The sequence below is a fragment of the Microbacterium testaceum genome, from assembly GCF_003075375.1.
In the GTDB taxonomy this organism is placed as follows: domain Bacteria; phylum Actinomycetota; class Actinomycetes; order Actinomycetales; family Microbacteriaceae; genus Microbacterium; species Microbacterium testaceum_E.
This window is the reverse complement of sequence record NZ_QDFT01000028.1, coordinates 1-21,344: the sequence shown is the minus strand read 5'-3', so window position 1 is coordinate 21,344 and position 21,344 is coordinate 1. Positions and strand designations below refer to the sequence as shown.

22 protein-coding genes are annotated in these 21,344 nt (G+C 69.4%); 13 read left to right on the top strand and 9 right to left on the bottom strand.

The window, feature by feature from the left end:
• Positions 1–3 precede the first annotated feature (3 nt).
• Both DC432_RS11415 and DC432_RS11410 read left to right on the top strand, forming a co-directional pair.
• Complete coding sequence (locus tag DC432_RS11415; RefSeq protein ID WP_116537998.1) at positions 4–1,833, top strand: AMP-dependent synthetase/ligase; 1,830 nt, start codon at positions 4–6, stop codon at positions 1,831–1,833.
• On the top strand, positions 1,830–2,747 hold the full coding sequence (locus DC432_RS11410) for a DUF1295 domain-containing protein (RefSeq protein WP_116537997.1): 918 nt from the start codon (positions 1,830–1,832) through the stop codon (positions 2,745–2,747). Before DC432_RS11415 ends, DC432_RS11410 begins: the two co-directional genes overlap by 4 nt.
• A 5-nt stretch (positions 2,748–2,752) precedes the next feature.
• On the opposite strand, the gene DC432_RS11405 is transcribed toward DC432_RS11410, so the two are convergent.
• Together DC432_RS11405 and DC432_RS11400 are read right to left on the bottom strand one after the other, a co-directional pair.
• The gene (locus DC432_RS11405) at positions 2,753–3,412 is read right to left on the bottom strand and encodes a HEAT repeat domain-containing protein (protein ID WP_116537996.1); all 660 of its coding nucleotides are present in this window, start codon (positions 3,410–3,412) and stop codon (positions 2,753–2,755) included.
• A 146-nt stretch (positions 3,413–3,558) separates the two neighbouring features.
• The gene (locus tag DC432_RS11400) at positions 3,559–4,749 is read right to left on the bottom strand and encodes an ROK family transcriptional regulator (protein WP_243393106.1); all 1,191 of its coding nucleotides are present in this window, start codon (positions 4,747–4,749) and stop codon (positions 3,559–3,561) included.
• A gap of 149 nt (positions 4,750–4,898) precedes the next feature.
• On the opposite strand from DC432_RS11400, the gene DC432_RS11395 reads away from it, so the two are divergent.
• The 6 genes from DC432_RS11395 (at position 4,899) to DC432_RS16800 (ending at position 11,056) form a co-directional block, all read left to right on the top strand.
• Entirely contained in the window at positions 4,899–5,657 is a 759-nt protein-coding gene (locus DC432_RS11395; RefSeq protein WP_279304124.1) for an amino acid ABC transporter ATP-binding protein, read from the top strand.
• A gap of 58 nt (positions 5,658–5,715) precedes the next feature.
• Entirely contained in the window at positions 5,716–6,669 is a 954-nt protein-coding gene (locus tag DC432_RS11390) for a glutamate ABC transporter substrate-binding protein (protein ID WP_243393105.1), read from the top strand.
• A 78-nt stretch (positions 6,670–6,747) separates the two neighbouring features.
• Positions 6,748–7,392 (top strand): amino acid ABC transporter permease, encoded by a 645-nt coding sequence (locus DC432_RS11385; protein ID WP_116537995.1) that lies wholly within the window; start codon positions 6,748–6,750, stop codon positions 7,390–7,392.
• Positions 7,389–8,255 carry an amino acid ABC transporter permease gene (locus DC432_RS11380; protein ID WP_116537994.1) on the top strand — a complete coding sequence of 289 codons (867 nt, stop codon included), beginning with the start codon at positions 7,389–7,391 and terminating at the stop codon, positions 8,253–8,255. Before DC432_RS11385 ends, DC432_RS11380 begins: the two co-directional genes overlap by 4 nt.
• A gap of 36 nt (positions 8,256–8,291) precedes the next feature.
• Positions 8,292–9,299, top strand: a complete 1,008-nt coding sequence (locus DC432_RS11375; RefSeq protein ID WP_116537993.1) for an asparaginase — start codon at positions 8,292–8,294, stop codon at positions 9,297–9,299.
• Positions 9,263–11,056 (top strand): copper homeostasis protein CutC, encoded by a 1,794-nt coding sequence (locus tag DC432_RS16800; protein ID WP_243393104.1) that lies wholly within the window; start codon positions 9,263–9,265, stop codon positions 11,054–11,056. Before DC432_RS11375 ends, DC432_RS16800 begins: the two co-directional genes overlap by 37 nt.
• Positions 11,057–11,089: 33 nt before the next feature.
• Here the strand turns inward: DC432_RS16800 and DC432_RS11365 are convergent, their stop codons facing one another.
• Both DC432_RS11365 and pdxH read right to left on the bottom strand, forming a co-directional pair.
• Positions 11,090–12,247 (bottom strand): GTPase family protein, encoded by a 1,158-nt coding sequence (locus DC432_RS11365; RefSeq protein WP_116537992.1) that lies wholly within the window; start codon positions 12,245–12,247, stop codon positions 11,090–11,092.
• Between the two features lie 113 nt (positions 12,248–12,360).
• Positions 12,361–13,002, bottom strand: a complete 642-nt coding sequence (gene pdxH / locus DC432_RS11360) for a pyridoxamine 5'-phosphate oxidase (protein ID WP_116537991.1) — start codon at positions 13,000–13,002, stop codon at positions 12,361–12,363.
• Positions 13,003–13,254: 252 nt separating this feature from the next.
• On the opposite strand from pdxH, the gene DC432_RS11355 reads away from it, so the two are divergent.
• The 3 genes from DC432_RS11355 (at position 13,255) to DC432_RS11345 (ending at position 15,274) form a co-directional block, all read left to right on the top strand.
• Positions 13,255–13,470, top strand: a complete 216-nt coding sequence (locus DC432_RS11355) for a hypothetical protein (protein WP_116537990.1) — start codon at positions 13,255–13,257, stop codon at positions 13,468–13,470.
• Between the two features lie 110 nt (positions 13,471–13,580).
• Positions 13,581–14,657, top strand: a complete 1,077-nt coding sequence (locus tag DC432_RS11350; protein WP_116537989.1) for an alkene reductase — start codon at positions 13,581–13,583, stop codon at positions 14,655–14,657.
• 149 nt (positions 14,658–14,806) lie between these two features.
• A complete protein-coding gene (locus DC432_RS11345; RefSeq protein ID WP_116537988.1) occupies positions 14,807–15,274 on the top strand; it encodes a hypothetical protein in 468 nt (155 codons plus the stop codon).
• Between the two features lie 49 nt (positions 15,275–15,323).
• Here DC432_RS11345 and DC432_RS11340 read toward each other — a convergent pair whose 3' ends face one another.
• From DC432_RS11340 to DC432_RS11325, 4 genes are all read right to left on the bottom strand, one after another.
• A complete protein-coding gene (locus DC432_RS11340; RefSeq protein WP_133177926.1) occupies positions 15,324–15,629 on the bottom strand; it encodes a hypothetical protein in 306 nt (101 codons plus the stop codon).
• Positions 15,630–15,682: 53 nt separating this feature from the next.
• Positions 15,683–16,252 carry a dihydrofolate reductase family protein gene (locus DC432_RS11335; protein WP_116537986.1) on the bottom strand — a complete coding sequence of 190 codons (570 nt, stop codon included), beginning with the start codon at positions 16,250–16,252 and terminating at the stop codon, positions 15,683–15,685.
• 29 nt (positions 16,253–16,281) lie between these two features.
• The gene (locus DC432_RS11330; RefSeq protein ID WP_116537985.1) at positions 16,282–17,601 is read right to left on the bottom strand and encodes a hypothetical protein; all 1,320 of its coding nucleotides are present in this window, start codon (positions 17,599–17,601) and stop codon (positions 16,282–16,284) included.
• A gap of 144 nt (positions 17,602–17,745) precedes the next feature.
• Positions 17,746–18,741 carry a helix-turn-helix transcriptional regulator gene (locus DC432_RS11325; RefSeq protein WP_116537984.1) on the bottom strand — a complete coding sequence of 332 codons (996 nt, stop codon included), beginning with the start codon at positions 18,739–18,741 and terminating at the stop codon, positions 17,746–17,748.
• 99 nt (positions 18,742–18,840) lie between these two features.
• Here DC432_RS11325 and DC432_RS11320 point away from each other — a divergent pair, with 99 nt between their 5' ends.
• On the top strand, positions 18,841–19,296 hold the full coding sequence (locus DC432_RS11320) for a VOC family protein (protein ID WP_116537983.1): 456 nt from the start codon (positions 18,841–18,843) through the stop codon (positions 19,294–19,296).
• A 582-nt stretch (positions 19,297–19,878) separates the two neighbouring features.
• On the opposite strand, the gene DC432_RS11315 is transcribed toward DC432_RS11320, so the two are convergent.
• Positions 19,879–20,523, bottom strand: coding sequence for a hypothetical protein (locus DC432_RS11315; protein WP_243393103.1), 645 nt, complete (start codon positions 20,521–20,523; stop codon positions 19,879–19,881).
• Positions 20,524–20,642: 119 nt separating this feature from the next.
• On the opposite strand from DC432_RS11315, the gene DC432_RS11310 reads away from it, so the two are divergent.
• Positions 20,643–20,822, top strand: coding sequence for a helix-turn-helix domain-containing protein (locus DC432_RS11310; protein WP_243393102.1), 180 nt, complete (start codon positions 20,643–20,645; stop codon positions 20,820–20,822).
• Positions 20,823–21,344 lie beyond the last annotated feature (522 nt).

Here is a 21,344-nt window from a genome sequence, read left to right as displayed (position 1 = left end):
CCGATGCGCGAGTCGCACACCCCCGCTCTGGCGTCTCTCGACGCGTACGCGAACGTCACCGACCTGCTCGCGCGGCGGGCGACCGAGGCCCCCGCGCACGTCGCGTTCGAGGTGCCGCCGGCGTCCGGCGACGAGTGGAGGCCGATCAGCACCGCGGCGTTCCTCGCCGAGGTGCGGGCCCTGGCGAAGGGCATGATCGCCGCGGGGCTGGCGGCGGGCGAGGCCGTCGCGATCATGGCACCCACCCGTTACGAGTGGGCCGTCGCCGACCTGGCGACGTGGTTCGCGGGCGGCGTGGTCGTGCCCGTGTACGAGACCTCGTCGGCGTCGCAGGTCATCGCGATCGCCGCCGACGCGCGCGTGCGCCTCGCGATCGGCGGAACCGCCGTGCACGGCGAGCTGCTGCGGGCAGCGCTGACCGACGCCCTCGGGATCTGGCTGATGGATGCCGGGAGCGGCATCCCCTCTCTCGACGACCTGGTCGCGCGGGGTCGGGGCGTGTCCGACGACGAGCTCGAGTACCGCCGCACGCGCGCCGGGCACGACGACCCCGCGACGATCGTGTACACCTCGGGCACGACGGGCGAGCCGAAGGGGGCCGTGCTGACGCACGCGAACTTCCTGGGGCAGGTGCTCAACATCGCCGCGGCATACCGCGAGGTGGTGCACGCCGGCGGTAACACGATCATCTTCCTGCCGCTCGCGCACGTGCTCGCGCGGGGCCTGCAGCTGATCTGCATCGCCAGCGGCATGCGCATCGCGCACCTGGCCGACCCCGCGCGGGTCGTGCCGACGCTCGCGGTGCTCCAGCCGACGTTCCTCGTCGTCGTGCCGCGGGTGCTGCAGAAGATCCAGGCCGCGGCGGACGATAAGGCCGCCGCGAAGGGCCTGACGCGCGTGTGGGATCGCGCCCGGGCCACGGCGATCACCGCCGGTCGGGTGGCGGAGCGGCGGGATGCCGGCACCCCGCCCCGCGTACCGTTCGGTCATCGGGTGCGCCACGCGCTGTTCGACGCCCTGTTCTACCGTCGCCTGCGCGCCGTCATGGGCGGTCGCGTCGACTACATGCTGTCGGGCGGGGCGACCCTCGACGGCGAGCTGTCGCTGTTCTTCCGCGGCCTGGGCGTGCCCGTCATCGAGGGATACGGCCTGACCGAGACGACCGCGCCGCTGACCGGCAACCTGCCCGGACGCATCGTGTCGGGCACGGTGGGCCTGCCGCTCCCCGGCTCGACCGTGCGCATCAGCGACCAGGGCGAGGTGCTGGCGAGGGGCGTCGGCGTCTTCGCCGGCTACCGCGATGACCGCCACGACGACGACGCGTTCGTCGACGGGTTCTTCCGCACCGGAGATCTGGGCCGCCTCGACGAGGGCGGCCGGCTCGTGCTCGAGGGGCGCCTCAAGGACGTCGTCACGACCTCGAACGGCAAGACCGTCGTGCCCGCCCGCTGGGAGGGCGCCGTCGAGGCCGACCCGCTCGTACAGCACGCCGTCGTGGTCGGCGACGACCGTCCGTACCTGTCGGCCCTTCTGATCCTGGATGCCGAGCAGGCCGCCGGGTGGGCGGCATCCACCGGAGTCGAGCTCGACGTGCGGACGCCCGCGAGCCTGCGCCCGGTGGACGAGCCGCGGCTCGTCGCGCGCCTGCAGCGCGTCGTCGACGAAGCGAACACCCTGGTCGCGCGCAGCGAGCAGGTGCGCCGGTTCACGCTCGTGCTCGCCGACCTCGACGACCGCGACCTCGTCACCCCGACCATGAAGATCAAGCGCCGCGAGGTGCTCACCCGCGCCGCCGACACCATCGAGACCCTGTACCGAGGAGCCGCATCATGACCGCACCCGTTCCCCCCGCCACCGGCTCCGCCGCGAAGCAGAATCGCGCGGCGGTCGTCGTGGTGATCGTGGCCGTGCTGATCGGCGCGGGGCTCGCCGCGGCCGGCGGGTTCCGCGGGGCGCAGGTGGGCGGCATCCCCCTGTTCGTCCTGGCGGTGGCGGCGGCGTTCGTCATCCAATTCGCGGCGTACATCCCCGCGGTGCTGCTGCGGACCGAGCGGTTCTTCGACCTGACCGGCAGCCTGACCTTCATCGCGGTGTCGCTCGCGGTCGTGCTGCTCGCGCCGGCGCAGGATGCGCGCGGCTGGATCCTGGCGGCGATGGTGATCGTGTGGGCGGCGCGGCTGGGCTCGTTCCTCTTCGCGCGCGTGCACCGCTCGGGATCGGACGGACGCTTCGACGAGATCAAGACCAAGCCGCTGCGGTTCCTGCAGGTGTGGGCGATCCAGGGCGTCTGGGTGTCGCTGACCGCTTCGGCCGCGTGGATCGCGATGAGCGCGGATGCCGACGCCCGCACGCCCCTGGACGCCTTCGCCCTCGTGGGCATCGTGATCTGGCTGCTGGGCATGGTCATCGAGGTGGTCGCCGACCTGCAGAAGCAGGCGTTCCGCGCCGACCCCGCGAACAAGGGCGAGTTCATCCGCACCGGCCTGTGGTCGCGGTCGCGCCACCCCAACTACTTCGGCGAGATCCTCATCTGGGTGGGCGTGTTCGTCGTCGCCGTGCCGGTGCTGCAGGGGTGGCAGTGGGTGGCGGTGCTGTCGCCGGTGTTCGTGATCCTGCTGCTCACGCGGGTCAGCGGCATCCCGCTGCTCGAGAAGCGCGCCGACGAGAAGTGGGGCGACCGGGCTGATTACGTCGCGTACCGCGAGCGGACGCCGGTGCTGGTTCCGGCGCTGACGCGGCGGGGGTAGAGCGCTCAGTCCTCGCCGACGAGCGCCCGCTGCGCCACCACGCGACGCGCCTCGACGACCGCCTCGGCGAACTCGGTGTCGGGGTCGTCCATCACGATGAGCGTCGCCCGCGCGTGCGCGCTGACCACGTCGTACGACGAGGCCGCCGCCCGCTCGACGATCGGTTTGGCACGCGCGCCGATGGCCGCGAACGCACGACTCAGGCTGCGCTGGGTGTCGTGATCGCCGCGTCCGAACTGCGTGGCGAGCTCCTCAGCCAACGCTTCGTGCGCGTCGTCGGGCACGAGACCGGATGCCGTCCGCCACGCCGCCCGCGCCACCTCGGGGTGCCGATCGCGCAGCACCGCCCGCGTGATCGCTCCGAAGGCGACGGGGTCGCCGATTTTCGACAGCGTGTGCAGCGCCTGGCTGCGCGCCTGCGGCACCTCGGACGTCACCTCGGGCAGCAGCCCCGGCACGACGCGCGCCGGATCGTGCCGCGTCAGCGCCCACGTCAGCATGTCGCGCACGAAGAAGTCGGGCTCGACCGCGCACCGGGCGACGAGCGCGGCGACGTAGCTGTCGTCGGGTCGAGTGCCCGCGGCGAGCGCGGCCTGCAGGCGAGCCGAGGCGTCGGGGTGTTCGAGGGCGGCGCGCAGGCGGTCGGCGGCGGTGGTTTCGGTCATGGTGCTTCCACCGTCGCACGCGGCGGGGCGCCGAGGGCCGTGCGAGGGCGCCTCTCAGCGATCACCCGGTGAGCGCCCCTGCTCGGATGGCGATCCGCCCCGCATCCGTGCCGGGTCGACACCGTCGCGCGAGGAGCGCGCTGGCGCTACGAGCGCGCGGCGATCCGCAGGGCCGAGCGGGCGGCCTCGGGTCCGAAGGCCGCGTCGAGGAACAGGCGCGCGGCGCCCAGGATGCCGCCCACCCGGGGATGGCGCGGCGCGGCCACCTCGAGGTTCTCGGTCGCCATGGGCAGGCAATCGGCCCACAGCTTGGATCGGATGGCGGCGATGAAGACGTCGGAGGCGCTCAACGAGCCGCCGACGACGAGCCGGTCGGGGGTGAAGAAGTTGACGATGGTGGCCAGGACTCCACCGGTCATGCTGCCCGCTTCGCGGAGCAGGCCGGTGGCGAGGGCGTCTCCGTTGCGCGCGAGGTCGATCACCGTTTCGACGTCGCTCACATCGCGGCCGGCCTCTTGGGCCGCGCGGGTGAGGGCCGATCCGCTCGCGACCGCGTCGAGGCAGCCGACGCGCCCGCACGAGCAGGGCACGGGGGCGGCGCCGGGGACGGTGACGTGGCTGATGTCACCGGCGGCTCCGCTGCGGCCCGTGTAGAGCTGTCCGCCCGCGACGACACCCGAGCCGATGCCGGATCCGGCCTTGATGAACACCTGGTTGAGGGCCTCGGCGTCGCCCCCGACGAGTTCGCCGACGGCCATGCAGTTGGCGTCGTTGCTGGCGAGCGCGGGCACCCCGAGGGCAGCGCTGAGAAGGGCGGCGACGTCGACGTCGTGCCATCCGGGCATGCGCGAGGGCGCGACCAGGCGGCCGGTCTGCGCCGAGACCGGCCCGGGCAGCGCGATCGCCGCGCCGGTCAGGGCGAGGCCGCCGGTCGCCGTCGCCAGCGCGTCGAGTTCTCGGGCGACGCGGCGCAGGATGGCATCCGGGCCCTCGGTCGGGTCCAGCACGAGATGCCGGTGGCCGAGCGCGGTGCCGGCGTAGTCGACGAGGCCGATAGTGCTGCGCTCGACGCCGAGGTCGATGCTGGCGACCGTACCGAGATCGCCGCGGATGGCGAGGCGGCGCGGACGACGCCCGCCGCGCGAATCGTCGGTGCCGTCTTCGACGATGACCCCGGCTGCGATCAGCGGATCCACGCGCGCCGACACGGTCGAGGGCGAAAGGCCGGTGTGGGCGGCGAGTTCGGCACGCGATCGCGCGGCGCCCGTGCGCAGCGGGGTCAGGACCGCGAGGGTCTGGGAGCTGAACATCGGCAGGGCGGCGGAGATGGGCTGCACACCCGTAGCTTAATCCAAACTTGGAGTATCTGTCTCGAATTATCTCTGTAACATGGCATCGTTAGTTTGATTTCACCGAAGACGCGGAAATCATCAGCCGCGTCGGCCATCCCGATATCGCGGCGAGTCCGCGGGAAGGATCCACCCCCGTGTCGACGCCCGCGTCCCCCTCCGCACCCCTGGTCGCGGTCCGTGAGGTGCAGAAGCACTTCGGCGACCACCATGTCCTGAAAGACATCGACCTCGACGTGGCACGCGGCGAGGTCGTCGTCATCGTCGGCCCCTCGGGCTCGGGCAAGTCGACCCTCTGCCGGTGCCTCAACCGCCTCGAGACCATCACCTCGGGCACCATCACGATCGATGGTGTGCCGCTGCCGAGCGAGGGGCGGGAGCTCGCCGACCTGCGCGCCGAGGTGGGCATGGTCTTCCAGTCCTTCAACCTGTTCGCGCACCGCACGGTTCTCGACAACGTCGCCCTCGCCCCGCGGATCGTGTCGAAGGTGCCCCTGAAGAAGGCCCGCGAAGAGGGTCTCGCCCTGCTCGATCGCGTCGGCATCGCCGACAAGGCCGACCGTTTCCCCGGCGAGCTCAGCGGAGGTCAGCAGCAGCGCGCCGCCATCGCCCGCGCGCTGGCGATGAAGCCCAAGCTCATGCTCTTCGACGAGCCGACCTCGGCCCTCGACCCCGAGATGGTCAGCGAGGTCCTCGACGTCATCACCTCGCTCGCCGAAGAGGGAATGACGATGGTCGTCGTCACGCACGAGATGGGCTTCGCCCGGCGCGCCGCCGACCGCATCGTCTTCATGGACGACGGCCGCATCGTCGAAGACACCACCCCCGAGCGGTTCTTCACCCGCGCAGAGAGCGACCGCGCGCGGGCGTTCCTGTCGAAGATCCTCGCCCACTGACATCCCCCGTCCCGATGCGGCTCGGTCCGCACGCACCCGCAAACGAAAGGCAGTACCCGTGATCTCCTCTCGCTCGATCCTTCGCCGAGGCCTCGTCCTCTTGGCGTCCGCGGCCACGGTCGCGGCGCTGTCCGCGTGCTCGTCCGGCACCGCGGCCGTCCCCGGATCCGACCCCAGCGCCTCGGCACAGGCGAGCAGCCTCGACGAGGTCTACGCGAACGCGCCCGTCGCCGACGCCGCCGCGCTCATCGCGGACTCGACGATGGCCAAGATCAAGGCCCGCGGAAAGCTGATCGTCGCCGAGGCCCTGGACGCTCCCCTGCTCTCGCAGCAGGACCCCACCAACCCCGAGGACGTGCAGGGCTTCGACGCCGACCTCGCCAAGATGCTGGCGATCTACATCCTCGGCGAGCCGAACGTCGAGATCGTCCCGCCCGCTTCCGAGACCCGCGAGGCCCTTCTCGCCAACGGCACCGTCGACGTCGTGTTCAACACGTACACGATCACCGAGAAGCGCGCCGAGCAGGTCGACTTCGCGGGCCCCTACCTCGAGTCGGGTCTGGCCGTGGCCGTGCGCAGCGACAACACCGACATCAACGGCATCGACGACCTCGGCGGCAAGACCGTCATCGTCGGGGCGAACACCCCGGCCGTCACCGCCGTGCCCGAGAAGCAGCCCACGGCGGACGTCGTCAGCTTCGGCACCGACCCGCAGGCCCTCCAGGCCCTTCAGCAGGGTCGCGGCGACGCGTATGTGCAGGACTTCACGCTGCTGGCGAGCCACGCGATCGACGACAAGAGCATCAAGGTCGTGGGTCAGCCCTTCACCAGCGAGGCCTACGGCATCGGCCTGAAGAAGGACGACGCGCAGTTCAAGTCGTTCATCAACGACTGGCTCGAGAAGATCCAGAAGGACGGCTCCTGGGCGAAGATCTGGGATGCCACGCTCGGCGAGGCGGTCGAGTCGAGCGCTCCGACTCCTCCCGCGATCGGCAGCGTCCCCGGCTCCTGAGCCCCCGACCGGCCGGCGCCCGTCCCGCACATCGCGGGCGCCGGCCTTCCGTTCCCCTTCCGCTCCCCTGAGGACCCCATGGACTTCTTCGTCTCGAGCGCCGGGCCGATCGCGCAAGCGCTCGGCACGACGATCCTGCTGGCCGTCTCGGCCGGCGTCGGCTCGATCCTGCTGGGCACGCTCGTCACCGCCGCGCGCATCAGCCCGGTGCCGGTGTTGCGCTGGGCGGCCTTCGCGTACGTGCAGTTCTTCGTCAACGTCCCGCTTCTGGTGCTCCTCGTGCTGGCGGTGTTCGCCCTGCCGGATGCCGGATTCCTGCTGCCCCTGACGCCGACGGCGATCATCGTGCTCACCCTGTACGAAGCCGCGTACGTGGCCGAGGCCGTGCGCAGCGGCGTCAATACGGTGAGCCGGGGCGAGATCGAGGCCAGCCGCGCGCTGGGCTTCTCGCTCGGTCAGACCCTGCGCGTGCTCGTCATCCCCCAGTCGCTGCGGGCCGCGGTCCAGCCGATCGGCAACGTCATGATCGCTCTGACGATGAACACCGCCCTGGCCGCCGCGGTGGGCGTCGTCGAGCTGACGAGCGCGGCCAACAAGCTCAATCTGGTCGAGGCTCAGCCCATCCTGATCTTCACCGCGGCGGGGCTCGTCTACATGGTGCTCGCGCTGGCGATCGGCCTCACGGCCGGTCGTCTCGAGAAGAAGTTGAGGATCCGCCGATGACCTCCCCCTTTTCGCTCTACGACGAGCCCGGTCCCCGCACCCGTCGCCGGATCCTCATCTGGTCGTTCGTCAGCGCCCTCGTCATCCTGGGCCTGATCACCCTCGCCCTCGTGCAGTTCGCGTCGAAGGGTCAGCTCGACAGCGACCGGTGGCTGCCCTTCCTCGACATCGCGATCTGGGAGTACCTCGGCGTCGGGCTGCTCGGCACCCTGCAGGCCGCTGCTCTCACCGCCGTCTTCGGTTTCGTTCTCGGCCTCATCCTCGCTCTTGGACGACTGAGCCGGGTCCGGTGGATCAGCGGGATCTGCACCGCGTACATCGAGATCGCCCGCACGGTTCCCGTGCTGCTGCTGATCTACCTGATGCTGTTCGGCCTTCCCCAGCTCGGCCTGAATTTCCCGGTGCTCTGGAAGCTCGTCATCCCCCTGACGATCGCCAACGCCGCGGCTTTCGCCGAGATCATCCGCGCGGGTGTGCTCGCCCTGCCCCGCGGGCAGACCGAGGCGGGCCTGAGCCTGGGGATGACCCGCTGGCAGGTCGACCGCAAGGTGGTCCTGCCGCAGGCGCTGCGCTTCGTCGCCCCCTCGCTCGTGGTGCAGCTGGTCAGCCTGCTCAAGGACACCTCGCTGGGCTACATCGTCGCGTTCACCGAGCTGCTGTACCGCGGACAGGTTCTGTCGAGCTTCAACGGCCTGCTCATTCAGACCTTCGTCGTCGTGACCGTGATCTTCCTCGCTCTCAACGGCAGCCTGTCGGGGCTGGCCGCCCGCTTGCAGAAGCGCCCCGGTCGCCGCAGTCTCGCGGCGTCCGCCGCGGTGGCCCCCGCGGGCCTGCCGACGCCGAACGCCCCCGTCGACCGCTGAACCCGCCCGCTCGCCCCGGCATCGAAAGAGTCACCCATGACGTCCATTCCCCCTGTCCCGTCGCCGTTGGCCGACCTCGCCGTCGTCATCCGCTCGGGTGTCGTCGAGAGTCGCCACCTCGGGTCGATCGCCGCTCTGGCCGCCGACGGCTCCGTCGCGTGGCAGTCGGGCAGCGGTCAGCAGATCCTGCCCCGCTCGACGGTCAAGCCGGTGCAGGCCCTTGCGTGCCTTCTCGCAGGTGCCGACCTCGACGGAGCCGACCTCGCCATCGCGGCGGGCAGTCATACCGGTGAGGACGTCCACGTCGACGTCGTACGCGACCTGCTGGCACGCGCGGGTCTCGACGAGGGTGCTCTCGCGTGTCCGGTCGACTGGCCCGAGGACGAGCCCACGCGCGAACGCCTGATCCGCGACGGCGAGCATCGGACCCGCGTGCGCATGAACTGTTCGGGCAAGCACGCGGCGATGCTGCTGGCCTGTGCGGTCAACGGGTGGGACACCGCATCCTATCTCGACCCCGCGCACCCCCTGCAGCGACTCGTGCGATCGACTCTCGAGCGCCTGTCGGGCGATGAAGTGGCGTACGACGCCGTCGACGGCTGCGGTGCTCCCCTGTTCAGCGTTTCTCCCCTCGGCATCGCCCGGATCTTCCGCGCCCTCGTGACGGCGGACCCCGGGACGCCGGAGCGGAGGGTGGCGGATGCCATGCGCTCCTTCCCCCGTTTCGTCGGCGGGGATCACCACGCAAACACCGACGCGATGCTGCGGGTGCCGGGTTTGCTGTCGAAGGGCGGCGCCGAGGGCGTGATCGGCATGGCCACGGCGGACGGCGCCGCGGTGTCGATGAAGATCCTCGACGGCAACCCCCGTGCGACCACGCTCGTCGCCCTTCGCGTTCTCGAGGCCCTCGGGGCGGACGTCTCCGCGGCCGGCGACCTCGTCGACCTGCCGATCTTGGGCGGCGGTGTGCCCGTCGGCTCGATCGAGGTCGGCCGCGACGTGCGCGCATGGGTCGACGCCTCGGCAGCGAGCGCCGCACCGTGACGACCGCCGCAGACCCGGCATCCCTCTCCGTGACCTCTCCCGCGACGACGCATGCGCTCGTCGAGATCTGCGTCGATGACCTCGCGGGCGTGCTCGCCGCCGAGCGCGCGGGGGCCGATCGCGTCGAGCTCTGCGCCGACCTCGTCGAGGGCGGCACGACGCCCAGCGTCGGGATGATCGAGTCGGTCCTGGCCGCGGTCGAGCGCGTGGGCGTACAGGTCATGGTCCGCGCGCGCGGCGGCGACTTCGTCTATTCCGACGACGAGGTGCGCGTCATGAGCGCCGATGCCCGCGCGATCGCCGCGCTGGCGCAATCCAGTCGCGTGCCGGTGGGGATCGTCTTCGGCGCTCTCACCGCCGACGGCCGTGTCGACGAGTCGGCGCTCGAGGCGATCCGCGCCGCCGCCGGCACGGTGCCGGTGACGTTCCACAAGGCGTTCGATGACGCCGCCGACCTGTTCGCGGCGTACGAGACGCTCGCGCATCACGGCGTCGTTCGGGTGCTGACCTCGGGTGGGGCGGCCACCGCCCACGAGGGAGCCGAGGTGCTCACCGCCCTCGTCGCGCGGTCGAGTGGACGACGGATGCCGGCGGTCCTGGTCGGCGGGTCGGTCCGGGCGCACAATGTCTCGGCGCTGGTCGCGCGGACGGGCGCGCGCGAGGTGCACCTGCGCGCGCAGGTCGCATCGGGTCGAGGCCATCTCGAGACCGATGAGTCACTGGTTCGCGAGACGGTCCTGGCCGTGGCCGAGAGTCCGCGCGCGTCGCGGCCGGCCGTGGTCGCCGTCGACATCGGCGGCACCTCGGCCAAGGGCGCACTCGTCGACACCGACGGTCATGTGCTGCGCAGTGCGCGGGTCGCGACGGGCGGGTCGGGAGCCGAGACGGTCACGCGTATCGCCGGTCTGCTGACCGACCTCATCGCGGGGGCGCGGGAGTCGGGTCGCTCGGTGGTGGGGGCGGGCGTGGTCAGTCCCGGCCTGATCGACAGTGCCACCGGCACCGTTCGCTACGCCTCGACGCTCGGGTGGACGGATCTTCCGCTCGCGCAGCTCCTTTCGGAGGCGATTGGCCTGCCGGTCGCGGTCGCCCACGACGTGCGCGCGGCAGGGGCGGCCGAGCTCGCGTATGGTGCCGCCGCGGGTTCGCGCAACGTGGTGTTCGCCGCGATCGGCACGGGTGTCGCTGCGGCGATCTCGTCCGACGGGCGGACGCTCGAGGGCGCTATCGCGGGCGCGGGCGAGCTGGGTCACATCCCGGTCGTCCCGGGCGGTGAATTGTGCGCGTGCGGTCAGCGCGGCTGCCTCGAGGTGTACTTCTCGGGTGCGGGTCTGGCGCGGCGGTACGCCGCGGCGACCGACGGGGTGCGCGGAGAGAGTCCTGATGCCGCGGGCGTCATCGCCCGGGTCGGCGGCGACCCGATCGCGGCCCGCGTGTGGTCCGAGGGACTCGACGCCCTGGCTGCGGGTCTGACGACGCTGACGCTGCTCGTGGATCCCGAGGTGATCGTGCTGGGCGGGGGTGTCGCGCAGGCGGGCGAGGCGTTGCTCGGACCGTTGCGCGAGCGCGTGTCGGCGGGTCTGACGTGGCGCGAGGCCCCGCGTCTCGAGACCGCTGCGTTGGGCACGCACGCGGGCCGGATCGGTGCGGCGATGCTGGCCTTCGCGGCAGCGGGTCGATCCGAGGTGACGCGGTCGTGGTCGGTCCCCGTGATCCTGACCGATCCCGCGTCTGCGGTGACCGACACGCACGGGTAGTCCCCTCGCGCGGCCGGGCGGCGATGGTCTCCGTCAGCCCCGGCGAACCCGCCGCTCGACGAGCTTCTTCGCGACGTCCATGAAGCTCGGCGCATACTTGGCCCACTCCTGGTCGAGTTTGCGCACGTCGATCTTGCCGGTGTGCAGCAGTTCGCAGATCTTGAGCCAGCTCTCGCCGGTCGCCGCGGTCAGCGCCGCCGCCACCGCGGCGTTCACGACGACGCCGGCGCCCGGGATGAGCTTGAGAAAGCTGGTCGCCAACGCACGGCCCGCGACCTGCACGCCGAACTGCGCGAGAGCGCCCGCCGAGAGCATCGTCTTGACCTCGAGGTCGTAGATCGCGGCGATACGCCCCATCATCGTCAGCTGGATCGGCGCCAGCGTGACAGCATCCGACACAGGAAGCGGAACGGATGCCGCGCCCGCTGCCGCCGCGGACGCTGCGGCGATGATCGGCCGCGCCATCTCCCTCTTCCACGGGAGGTTGAGTCGCTGTGCGATGCGAAAGGCGTCCTTGTCGCGCTCGGGGGCGAGTTCGAGGGTCTGCGTGACAAGGTCACCGAGGCCGTGCCCCTTGCCCTTCCCGTTCTTGTCGCGGGTGGAGGTGAGGATGACCTGCCGGTACGGGATGCGCAACCGCTCGCCGGTGTTCGGGTCGATCGGGTCATTCAGCCACTCGACGAACGCCTCGAGGTCTTTCGCGACGCCCTGGTGCCCGGTGATCGGGTTCTTGATCCAGTCGACCTTCGTCAGCACGAGGATCACCGGCAGCCCCCGCGCATCGAGCTCGCGGATCATGGCGATGTCGGCCGGCGTCAGGCGATCGTCGGCGGCTCGCACGCAGTACCAGACGACCGAGATCTGGTGGTCGCCGGGGTGGGCGGCGATGGCATCCAGGTGATTCCGCAGCTGCTGGTCGGGAGGGACGGGCGAGCCGATCTCGAACCCCTCGACGTCCCAGATGCCGAGCGAGTCGTCGCTGTAGAAGTGCACGCCCCGCGTGACCGGGAGCCCGCGGCCGACCTTCGCCCAGTCTCGACCGAAGACCGCGTTCACGAGCGACGATTTGCCGACGCCCGACGAGCCCACGATCGCGAGGTTGAACCGCCCGTACCGCGACTTCGCCTCGGACGACGCCTCGACGAACGCCTTGTCGTCGAACTGACGCGCGTCCGCGTTCTTCTTCGCCATGGTTCCGCCTACCCCCGCACGTCGGCCTCAGGATGCCGTGATGTCTCGAATCTACGGGGCGGGGCGTCTCACACGGTTTCTGGCGGCGCCCCTTGCGCGATCGCCCGTACGCGTCACGGCTGCCGCCGCATCCCCACCCACCCGTCGCCGTCCCGCACGAACACGATCCGGTCGTGCAGCCGCGACGGGCGCCCCTGCCAGAACTCGATCTCGCGCGGCTCGACCCGATACCCGCCCCAGTGCGGCGGACGCGGCACGGGCTGGTCATCACCGAAGCGGGCGGCCACCTCGGCCATCTGCTGCTCAAGTGCGGCACGGGATGCCACGGGCTCCGACTGGTGGCTCGCCCAGGCCGACAGCTGGGATCCGCGCGGCCGCGATGCGAAGTACGCGTCGTCGCGTTCGGCGGGCAGAGGCGTGGCGGTCCCGAGCACGATGATCTGCCGCTGCAGCGCGTACCAGGGGAACAGGATCGAGACCGAGGGGTTCCCCGCCAGCGCCCGCCCCTTGCGCGAGTCCCGGTTGGTGAAGAACCACAGTGCGCCGTCGTCGTCGATCCCACGCAGCAGCACGGTGCGCGAGGTCGGGCGGGCCTCGGCATCCACCGTCGAGACGACCATGGCATTCGGCTCGGGAAGGTCCGCCGCATCCGCGAGCCACCGCTGGAAGAGCGCGAGGGGGGATGCCGCGAGCGCAGCGTCGTCGAGCTCGTCGAGCGTGTAGTCGAGCCGGTGGGCGAGGGGGTTCTCGGTCATCGCGCGTTCCTCCGGTCGAGTCGTGGCATCCGCGTCATCCCAGCCTGGCGTCCGGGCCGCTCGTCCGCGAGCCCCTCTTCGCGGCCCGCGGGCTCTGGCACGATGGTCGCCGCGAGGAGCATCGGAAGTCCTGACGAGCCTGCTGAAGAGGATGGACTTCGCGCGCGCGACGGACGAGCGTTGAAGACGCGGAGGAACCTCTGCACGAAGTACAGCGGTCGGCCCCCACTCGATACCGTCTGGAGGACGATCATGCAGCTGTCCCGCAACGCGCTGCGCGCCGGAAGCGTCACCGGCGCGGCTCTCTGCCTCGTCGGCGTCGCTCTGATCATCGTCGGGGTGGCCGGCTGGCAACCACTCGGCTCGGCGCCGGCCTGGCTGACGACGCTCGCCGGGGTCGTGGTTGTCACGGGCATCGCGACGACGGTCATCTTCTCGACCGCTCTCGCCCGCCGCGCCCGCCGGTGAGGTGCACGCCCCGTCAAGCCGTCTCGCCGTCGCAGGTCGTCCCGGTGGAATAGGCAGCCGTCGCCCCCTGTTGGGTGACGTGGCCCTTGTTCCCCCACGAAAGGACACCCGTGAGCCTCTTCACCCCCACCACCGTCGGAAGCATCGGCGTGCGCAACCGCGTCTCGCTCGCTCCGATGACCCGTCTGCGCGCGAGCGAGGACGGCGTCCCCGGCCCCATCGTCGCGAAGTACTACGAGCAGCGCGCGGGTATCGGACTGCTCGTCACCGAGGGTGTGTTCCCCAGCGCTGAGTCGAAGGCGTACCCGGGTCAGCCGGGCATCGTCACCGACGCGCAGGCCGCCGGGTGGGCGAAGGTCGCCGACGCGGTGCACGCCGAGGGCGGCGTCGTCTTCATGCAGCTCATGAACGGCGGACGCGTCACGCACACCGACATCACCGGAACCGACCGCATCGTCGCCCCCTCGGCGATCGCGATCGAGGGTGACACGCGCCTCGCCGACGGCTCGAAGGTCGCGTTCCCCGTGCCCCACGCCCTCGAGACCGACGAGCTGGCCACGGTCCGCGACGAGTTCGTCAAGGCCGCTCGACGGGCAGTGGATGCCGGCATCGACGGCGTCGAGCTGCACAGCGCCAACGGGTACCTGCTGCACGAGTTCCTCTCGCCCGCGTCGAACCAGCGCACCGACGGCTACGGTGGTTCGCCCGAGGCCCGCGCGCGCTTCGTCATCGAGGTCGCCCGCGCCGTCGTGGCCGAGGTGGGCGCCGACCGTGTCGGCATCCGCATCTCTCCCGCGCACAACATCCAGGACGTCTGGGAGAAGGACGACGCCGAGACCCGCGCCACCTACGAGGCCCTCATCGCCGGCCTCGCGCCCCTGGGCCTGGCGTACCTGAGCGTGCTGCACGCCGACCCCGCGAGCGACCTGATTCAGGACCTGCGCCGCGCCTTCGGCGGCACGTTCATCGTCAACTCGGGCTTCTCGAGCATGACCACGCGCGACGAGGCCGTCTCGGCCGTCGAGAACGACATCGCCGATCTTGTGGCCGTCGGTCGCCCCGCCATCGCCAACCCCGACCTGGTGACCCGTTGGGAGCAGGGCGCCGACGAGAACGAGGTCGACCAGGCCTCGGTCTACGGGCCGGATGAGCGCGGGTATACGGATTACCCGTTCCTTCAGGACTGAGTTCCGGATGCCAATGGGGCGACGTCGCGACAGCGGCGTCGCCCCATTGTGCATGTCGACCGCGAGCATCCCCGGTTAGCCTGACGGCATGAGGACCTGCGCCGGATGGCTGACTGACGCGCTCAACCCGGCGGCCGGGTGAGACCGTAATGCGCCTTTTCGGTCCGCGCTTCTACGTCGTTTCACTCGAAGTGCCATTCGGCTTCGGCGAAGATGCTGAACTTGACCACGATCCAGCATCTCTGGGTCAGGGCCGTAAGCCGTTCCGCCGCATCGACCTGACGCTCTACGAGCTGCCCATCCCGGACTTCACCACGACGTACGGCATCTACTTTGCAACGCCCCACCTCGCTGAGCAGCTACGTCCGTTCAGCGGTCTTCGCGAGCGCGATTTCACCCTGTCGTTCGACCCGCAGATGGAAGAGCTCGGGGCTTTCGAAGGCAAACAGCTCCCTGAGCTTGTCTGTTTCGACGTGACGGGGACGTTCGGCACCGACGACTTCTCTCAGTTGGAGGGCCAGGCGGGCCTTCTCACGTCAGATAAAGCGATCGCTGTGCTGCGACGATTCGATCTGGGACAGTTGGCCACCATCCGCCGGTTCCGCCCGGCACGCTGATTGACGCGCTCGCTACTCGCGCACAGGGACCAACGCCCCGCAGGGTCGGTCAGCTCCCCCAGGGCCGCGCCCGCAATGCGTCGAAATCCCCCCGTATGAATTCGTCGGCAATCTCGAGACGTTCCTTATCGCTCAGCCCCCGCAGGCGCCCGACTTCTCCGCCACCGACCTCGACGTTCTCGAAGAGCAGCCAATCCGGGTAGAACTCGAGATTCCACGCGTCCGAGTCGGACACCGAGATGCTGCGGTGCTCGTCGTCCCCGTCAAAGACGGCGATCGTCGCCAGCAGCTCCGCGAGACGGTCGAGCGCGATGTCGTCGCGATCCTGCGCCCCATAACGGTCCGTGAAGCTCACCCATCGCATCCGAACCCCCTCCTTTTCTCGAACCTCAATCTTGTTCTCGAACCTCAATCTTGCTCCGTCGGCCGATAACGCTGCACAGTCGCGCCCGACGCCAGCTTCTCGAGCTCCACGAGTTTCAGGCTGAGCTGATCCCGCACGCCCTCGAGCAACCGCGGCCCTCGCCCCGCAATCACCGGATGCACCACGAACGTGAACTCGTCGATGAGCCCCTCCGCCGCGAGCGCCGCAGGGAGCTTCACCCCACCAAGCGCGATCCCTCGCCCCGGTTCCTCCTTGAGCCGCCGAACAGCCTCAACCGCATCCCCCCGGACAAGCTCGGCGTTCCAGTCGACGGCGTCGAGAGTCCCGGATGCCACGACCTTCCGCATCGGATCCATCACCTCTGCGAACGCGATCTCGCTGGCATCCATCCAGTCCGGCCACTCCCCCGACTCGGGCCGGCGCCAGGCGCCCTCCATCAGCTCGTAGGTGACGCGGCCGTAGAGCAGGGTGTCGGAGCGGCGCAGCTCGTCGGTCCAGAACGCCATGGACTCGGCATCCGGCGGCAGGCCCGCTTCGTGGTGGACGCAGCCGTCGAGGGTGAGGTTGATGGCGTAGCGGAGAGGCTGATTCAAGTGTTCCGGCTCGCGTGCTGTGTTTGCGCTCAGCTGCTGATCGCGCCGGACGGTGGGCGGCCTTCATCATCCGAAGCATCGTCTTCTCGCTGCAGACGCTTCGCCAGTTTCTCGGCCCAGCGACCGGCAGACTGGCGCGCGTTTTCGATGGCCTCTCCGCTGAAGCGGCCGACGGCCTGCGCCCCGTCCGCACCGGCTTCGAGAACATCGTCCCGCGCATCTACCGCTGCACTGACCCAGCTGCGCGCCTCGACGGCGCTCTGTTGCCCGGCGAGTCCCAAGCGCGCGTGAAACTCGCCGAGGCCCTCCGCCACTTGGTTCCGGGCCTGCACGACCGCTCCGGCGGAGAAGGGATTAAGCAGCACTTTTGCGTTGGCGCGCTCTGCTCCCGCGTCCATTCGAGTCAACAGCGAACGAGTTGTCTGAACGATGACGTCGCGGCGCCGCTGGCGTGCCGTCTGTAGCGCAAGGCGGTGCTCATCGATCTCCTCTGGCGAAGCCGTGAGTACGCGTTCGAGCTCGAGCATTCCGAGAGCTTCTTGCAAATGGAAGGACTTGGCGACCACGCCCAGCCACTCCTCAACTGACAATTGCGCCTCTTTCGCCAGGTCAGCCAGATCGCCGATCTTCGCCGTCCGCTCGATCTTGTCGGCGATAGCGTCAAGCTGCCGCAGGGCGTAGGCCTGGGTGCGGGCGATGGTCGAGGCTGAGTTCTGGATCTTCGACCATGTGACCTCTGACACCCTCCCGACCGTGTCTCGAACGACAATGGCCTCGTCGATCAACATCTCGACGCCGATCATGTCTGAGAGCACAGCGTCTTTCTGCGCACGGAGGACATCGTCGACCTTGGCGTCGATCTTGGCGAGATAGTCAGTGATCTCCTCCATCGTCTGCTGCATGGCGTACTGCGCCATGATGCCGCCGACGCCGGCCAGGATCGCGGGACTCGTCAAAAGGGCCCCGGGCTTGGCCAGCGGAGATCCCGGCTTGGTGACGAATTGCAGGTTCTTCACGAACTGACCTTTGTCACCGCGCGTTGTCGCGTGCCAGAATTTCGTGCTCGAGTTCTGCACCACAGGCAGGAGTTGTGCCGCCTTGGCTGACTCTTCCGTGAGCTTTACCCACCGGCCAGCGTTCGCGGAGATATCAGCTGCTGCGTTTAAGACGGCGGCTCCCGCGGCAGCCGAGGGGGTCAGTTTCGCGATGTCGAACGATGTCGACGGCAACCCAGCCGCGGCGACGAATTTTGCCACCTGCGTGGGTTCGCCTACGAACACCAGCCCGTCACCGTCGCTGATGACTTCCACGTCGTCGAACTCTTCCGCTCGCCGCTCTAGGTCACTCATCGCGCACCACCCGTTGTCGTCGTTGACGTCGATATGCCCACTGGTCCCACTTCCCCATGCCCCTGTTGCGGTACGGGGCAGCATCTCACACTCGAGGACTGCGATATTCGTCCGAGGCGCGACGAATGGCTGCGGCGGGCGGAGTTACTCATGCGACGCTCCGGAGTTTCTGGCGGACGCCACGGATGCCGCACGCGCAAACCGCTCGGCCTGCACAGCGAACGCCTCCGCTAGCGCCGGCGGCCCGACGACCTCCATCGCCATCTCGAACCGCCCGAACGACGCGGCGAGTGCACCCCACGACCACGACCCCACCTCCAGGGTGCAGCGCTCGTCGTCGATGGCGGTCACGATGCCGTCCCCCGCGAACGGCAGCACGTCCCGCGCCGGCGCGTGCAGCAGCACCGTCCCGCGGCAGGGCCACTCGTTCGTGTCCGCCCCCTTGAACCGCGCCGAGACGAACGCGTCGACGTCCCCGCCCGGCACGACCCGCGGCGCGAACGGTGCGCCGTGTGGCGCCCGGGGTCGCAAGCGATCCGCCGAGAAGAGCCGCCAGTCTTCCCGGTCGAGATCCCATCCGAGCAGATACCACCGACCGTGGGATGCCACGAGGTGATGCGGCTCGATCCGCCGGGGCTGAGGCTCTCCGTCGTCCCGCGGCAGGTAGTCGAAGCGCACCGTTACCCGGTCGCGCACAGCCTGCGCGAGCGTCAGCAACCCGTCGAGCGGAACGGTAGCGACCGGCGCTTCTCCGGGGCGGCCCACCGTCGTCACGTCGACCGCGTCCAGCCGATGCCGCAGCCGCGACGGCAGCACCTGCCGCATCGTGGCTAGGGCGCGCACCGCCGCCTCGCCGATGTCGGCACCCAAGGCGGGCGCCGCGCGCAGCGCGATCGCGACCGCGAGCGCCTGATCGTCGTCGAACAGAAGAGGCGGCATCTCCGCACCCGCGTCGAGGCGGTATCCCCCGTCGGGGCCCATCGTCGTCTCGATCCTGTAGCCCATCTCGCGGAGGCGATCGATGTCGCGCCGCACCGTGCGATCGCTGACATCCAACCGCGAGGCCAACACCGACCCCGGCCAGTCCCGCCGCGCTTGCAGGAGCGACAGCAGGGTGAGCAATCGCGACGTCGTGGCCATGCATCCGACCGTAGTCGTGGTCTAGGACGGAAACCGACCTATACGGCTGAGAACGTGATGTCACGAGCCAATCCCGGCCCACTTCATCGAGGAGCAGACATGCCCGTGCAGACCACCACCCACCTGAACTTCCGCGGCGACGCCCGCCAGGCGCTCGAGTTCTACCAGTCCGTCTTCGGCGGCCACCTCGTCGTCAACATCTACGCCGACTTCGGCATGCCAGCAGAGATCCCCGGCTCCGACAAGGTCGTCTTCGGCCTCGTCGCCGCCGAGAACGGCTTCCGCATCATGGGCTACGACATCCCCGGTCAGACCGAGGGCGGCATCGCCGCACCCGGCTCCACCCACCGCGAGAACAACACGACGATCACCGACCAGTCGCTGTTCGTCTCGATCAGTTCGCCCACGGTCGCCGAGCCGCAGAGCTACTGGGACGCCCTGACGGTGGATGCCACGATCGTCGAGCCCCTCGCAGCGTCGGCGTGGAGCGCCGGGTTCGGCATGCTGACCGACCGGTTCGGCGTGACCGGGAGCGCGTCGGCCACCGCGGATTGACGCGGACGGCCGCTGCGCGCACTCGCTGCGCGTCGCGATCGCCCTCTCAGGCGCCGAGCCCGTGAGCAGCCTCGTTCAATGTCGGGTCTGCCCCTTTGGCGGCACGTCCGTCAGCCCCTGGCCCCTGATCACACGCGACACGGTCAAAGAAACGGCAGAAAACATTGCAAGTGGTCTGACTATCGAAGAAGTATCCGGCCAGAAGCGGAAGTTGCCGTGCCCCTGGAGGGACTTGAACACGACTGAGCATAGTGCTCAATACGACTTGAACCGGCAACAACAGCGGAATTACGCGGTTCTTCGAGGACTCAAGCAACATTGAGCGACCGTCGAAAACAGCGTGCCGCAATCAGTTTGCGGGCAAAGTACGGGCAAGGAGTGCTGAAAAATGAGGGGCCGCGAGCATCCAAGATGTGGGCCCGGCGAGCGTTGGATATCGACTCTACGGCAGCGAGAAGCAAATGAGCACATTGCTGAACATGTAACGCCACGACGCGATCTTCGTGAGCATTATGCTCAAGACCAAGTTCTGACGCCGTTGCGCTCGGTGTGGGCCGTATAGCGGCAGCGCCGGCAGGCTGCTCAGCGTCCGATCGACGGGCCTCCGGGCTGAGCTGGCCCCTGGTGAGGCGCCGCAGGGTCGAATGATCTTCCCGGGTTGTAGGGGTCTACTGCCGGCGCCCGCCGGGGTTCCTGAACTCGGACTTCGGGAGCCAGACCCGAGTCGCGTGCGCGACTCATGAGGCGGGTCGCGGTGCTCTGGCTGATCTGCAGGGTGTCGGCGACAAGCTTGAGCGGCGGATAGCTGATTGCCGTGGCGACGCGATAGACAGAGATCGCCGCGTGGAGGGATTCCAAAGGCTCGCGCTCCTCATGCGCCCGTACTCGACTGAGAAACTCGCGCACCGGAATGCGGTCGCGTTCGCCGCCACCCTCAGAGCCGACGTCGACGGTGACGACATCGAGAGCGGACCTCGTCATGATCCAGTGCGTTCGCACCTCGCGGAGCACCTGGCTGGTGATGTCGACGCCTTCCGCTTCACGCTCGAGCGCAGCGAAGGAGACCGCCGTGCGTCTCAGCACGTCATCCCACTCCACGCGGACGGTGATCGTGCCGGGCACGTCCTGCTCACCCGACACGCGTGCGCGCCAGGACTTCGGAAGCGTCACCCCACTGCCGAGATCTATGCGTTCGTCGCTGAAGTCGTACGTCTCGACGTCTGCCATGGATCCCACTATTCCAGGTCATCGACGAATCTCGAAGAAGACTGTCGATCTTGGCTCACACGTGTGGTACCTTGCCACGAAGGGAGACTGACACTGCTGGCTCACAGGAAGGAAGGGCGATGAACCGGTCACAGGATTGCCTGGCTCTGACGATCAAGGACGCCGCGAAGCTCGTCGGCGTCGACTACCGCACGATCAAGCTCGGTATCGAGAGCGGGACCATCCCCACGGTCCAACTCGGCCCGCGCCGGATGATCCCCCGCGTGCCGCTGCTGCGCGCCTTCGGCGTCGACGCCTGAGAGCTGCGGGAGGGGCGGTTTTGCCCAATGTCGGAGCAGCCGTCACGCACGGCGCGATCCCCAAGTGTGCGGCGAACGGAAGGCGCTACCTCCGGGACGTGCCGGCTCTGCACTCAGCACCAGCCGGCGTGGACGCCGTCTGCGAGCGCGGCTCGAACACCATTCGCTGTGTCGACTGTGAGACCCGCGCTGCGGTCGAGACAGCAACATCGGCGACCAGCCGCCTCAGTGAGGCCGTCACTGCAGGTCGAGTTGAGGCATACCTTGACCTAGGCGGACCGTGATGCAGTTCGCGGACAGGCTCACCGCAACGTCAGATCGGTTGACCGTGAAGCTGACCCGCGAGATGTAGGGCACCAAGCAAAAGCATCTGGCCGTGGCACCCTACCCGTCGCGATTGACGGGGTGGCCGTGGCGGTAGAGCGCATCGAGCCACCGCTGATTTCGATCAGCGGTCCATTCCGGTTCGATGTCAAGCGCGAACGCCAGGCAGCCATCGACGTAGTTGATCATGGATAGCGC

Bases quoted from the DNA above. Each gene is read 5' to 3' on its own strand.
- DC432_RS11415 (WP_116537998.1), top strand. From the start codon at position 4: ATGCGCGAGTCGCACACCCCCGCTCTGGCGTCTCTCGACGCGTACGCG.
- DC432_RS11410 (WP_116537997.1), top strand. From the start codon at position 1,830: ATGACCGCACCCGTTCCCCCCGCCACCGGCTCCGCCGCGAAGCAGAAT.
- DC432_RS11405 (WP_116537996.1), bottom strand. From the start codon at position 3,412: ATGACCGAAACCACCGCCGCCGACCGCCTGCGCGCCGCCCTCGAACAC.
- DC432_RS11385 (WP_116537995.1), top strand. From the start codon at position 6,748: ATGGACTTCTTCGTCTCGAGCGCCGGGCCGATCGCGCAAGCGCTCGGC.
- DC432_RS11380 (WP_116537994.1), top strand. From the start codon at position 7,389: ATGACCTCCCCCTTTTCGCTCTACGACGAGCCCGGTCCCCGCACCCGT.
- DC432_RS11375 (WP_116537993.1), top strand. From the start codon at position 8,292: ATGACGTCCATTCCCCCTGTCCCGTCGCCGTTGGCCGACCTCGCCGTC.
- DC432_RS16800 (WP_243393104.1), top strand. From the start codon at position 9,263: ATGGGTCGACGCCTCGGCAGCGAGCGCCGCACCGTGACGACCGCCGCA.
- DC432_RS11365 (WP_116537992.1), bottom strand. From the start codon at position 12,247: ATGGCGAAGAAGAACGCGGACGCGCGTCAGTTCGACGACAAGGCGTTC.
- pdxH (WP_116537991.1), bottom strand. From the start codon at position 13,002: ATGACCGAGAACCCCCTCGCCCACCGGCTCGACTACACGCTCGACGAG.
- DC432_RS11355 (WP_116537990.1), top strand. From the start codon at position 13,255: ATGCAGCTGTCCCGCAACGCGCTGCGCGCCGGAAGCGTCACCGGCGCG.
- DC432_RS11345 (WP_116537988.1), top strand. From the start codon at position 14,807: ATGCGCCTTTTCGGTCCGCGCTTCTACGTCGTTTCACTCGAAGTGCCA.
- DC432_RS11330 (WP_116537985.1), bottom strand. From the start codon at position 17,601: ATGAGTGACCTAGAGCGGCGAGCGGAAGAGTTCGACGACGTGGAAGTC.
- DC432_RS11325 (WP_116537984.1), bottom strand. From the start codon at position 18,741: ATGGCCACGACGTCGCGATTGCTCACCCTGCTGTCGCTCCTGCAAGCG.
- DC432_RS11320 (WP_116537983.1), top strand. From the start codon at position 18,841: ATGCCCGTGCAGACCACCACCCACCTGAACTTCCGCGGCGACGCCCGC.
- DC432_RS11315 (WP_243393103.1), bottom strand. From the start codon at position 20,523: ATGGCAGACGTCGAGACGTACGACTTCAGCGACGAACGCATAGATCTC.
- DC432_RS11310 (WP_243393102.1), top strand. From the start codon at position 20,643: ATGAACCGGTCACAGGATTGCCTGGCTCTGACGATCAAGGACGCCGCG.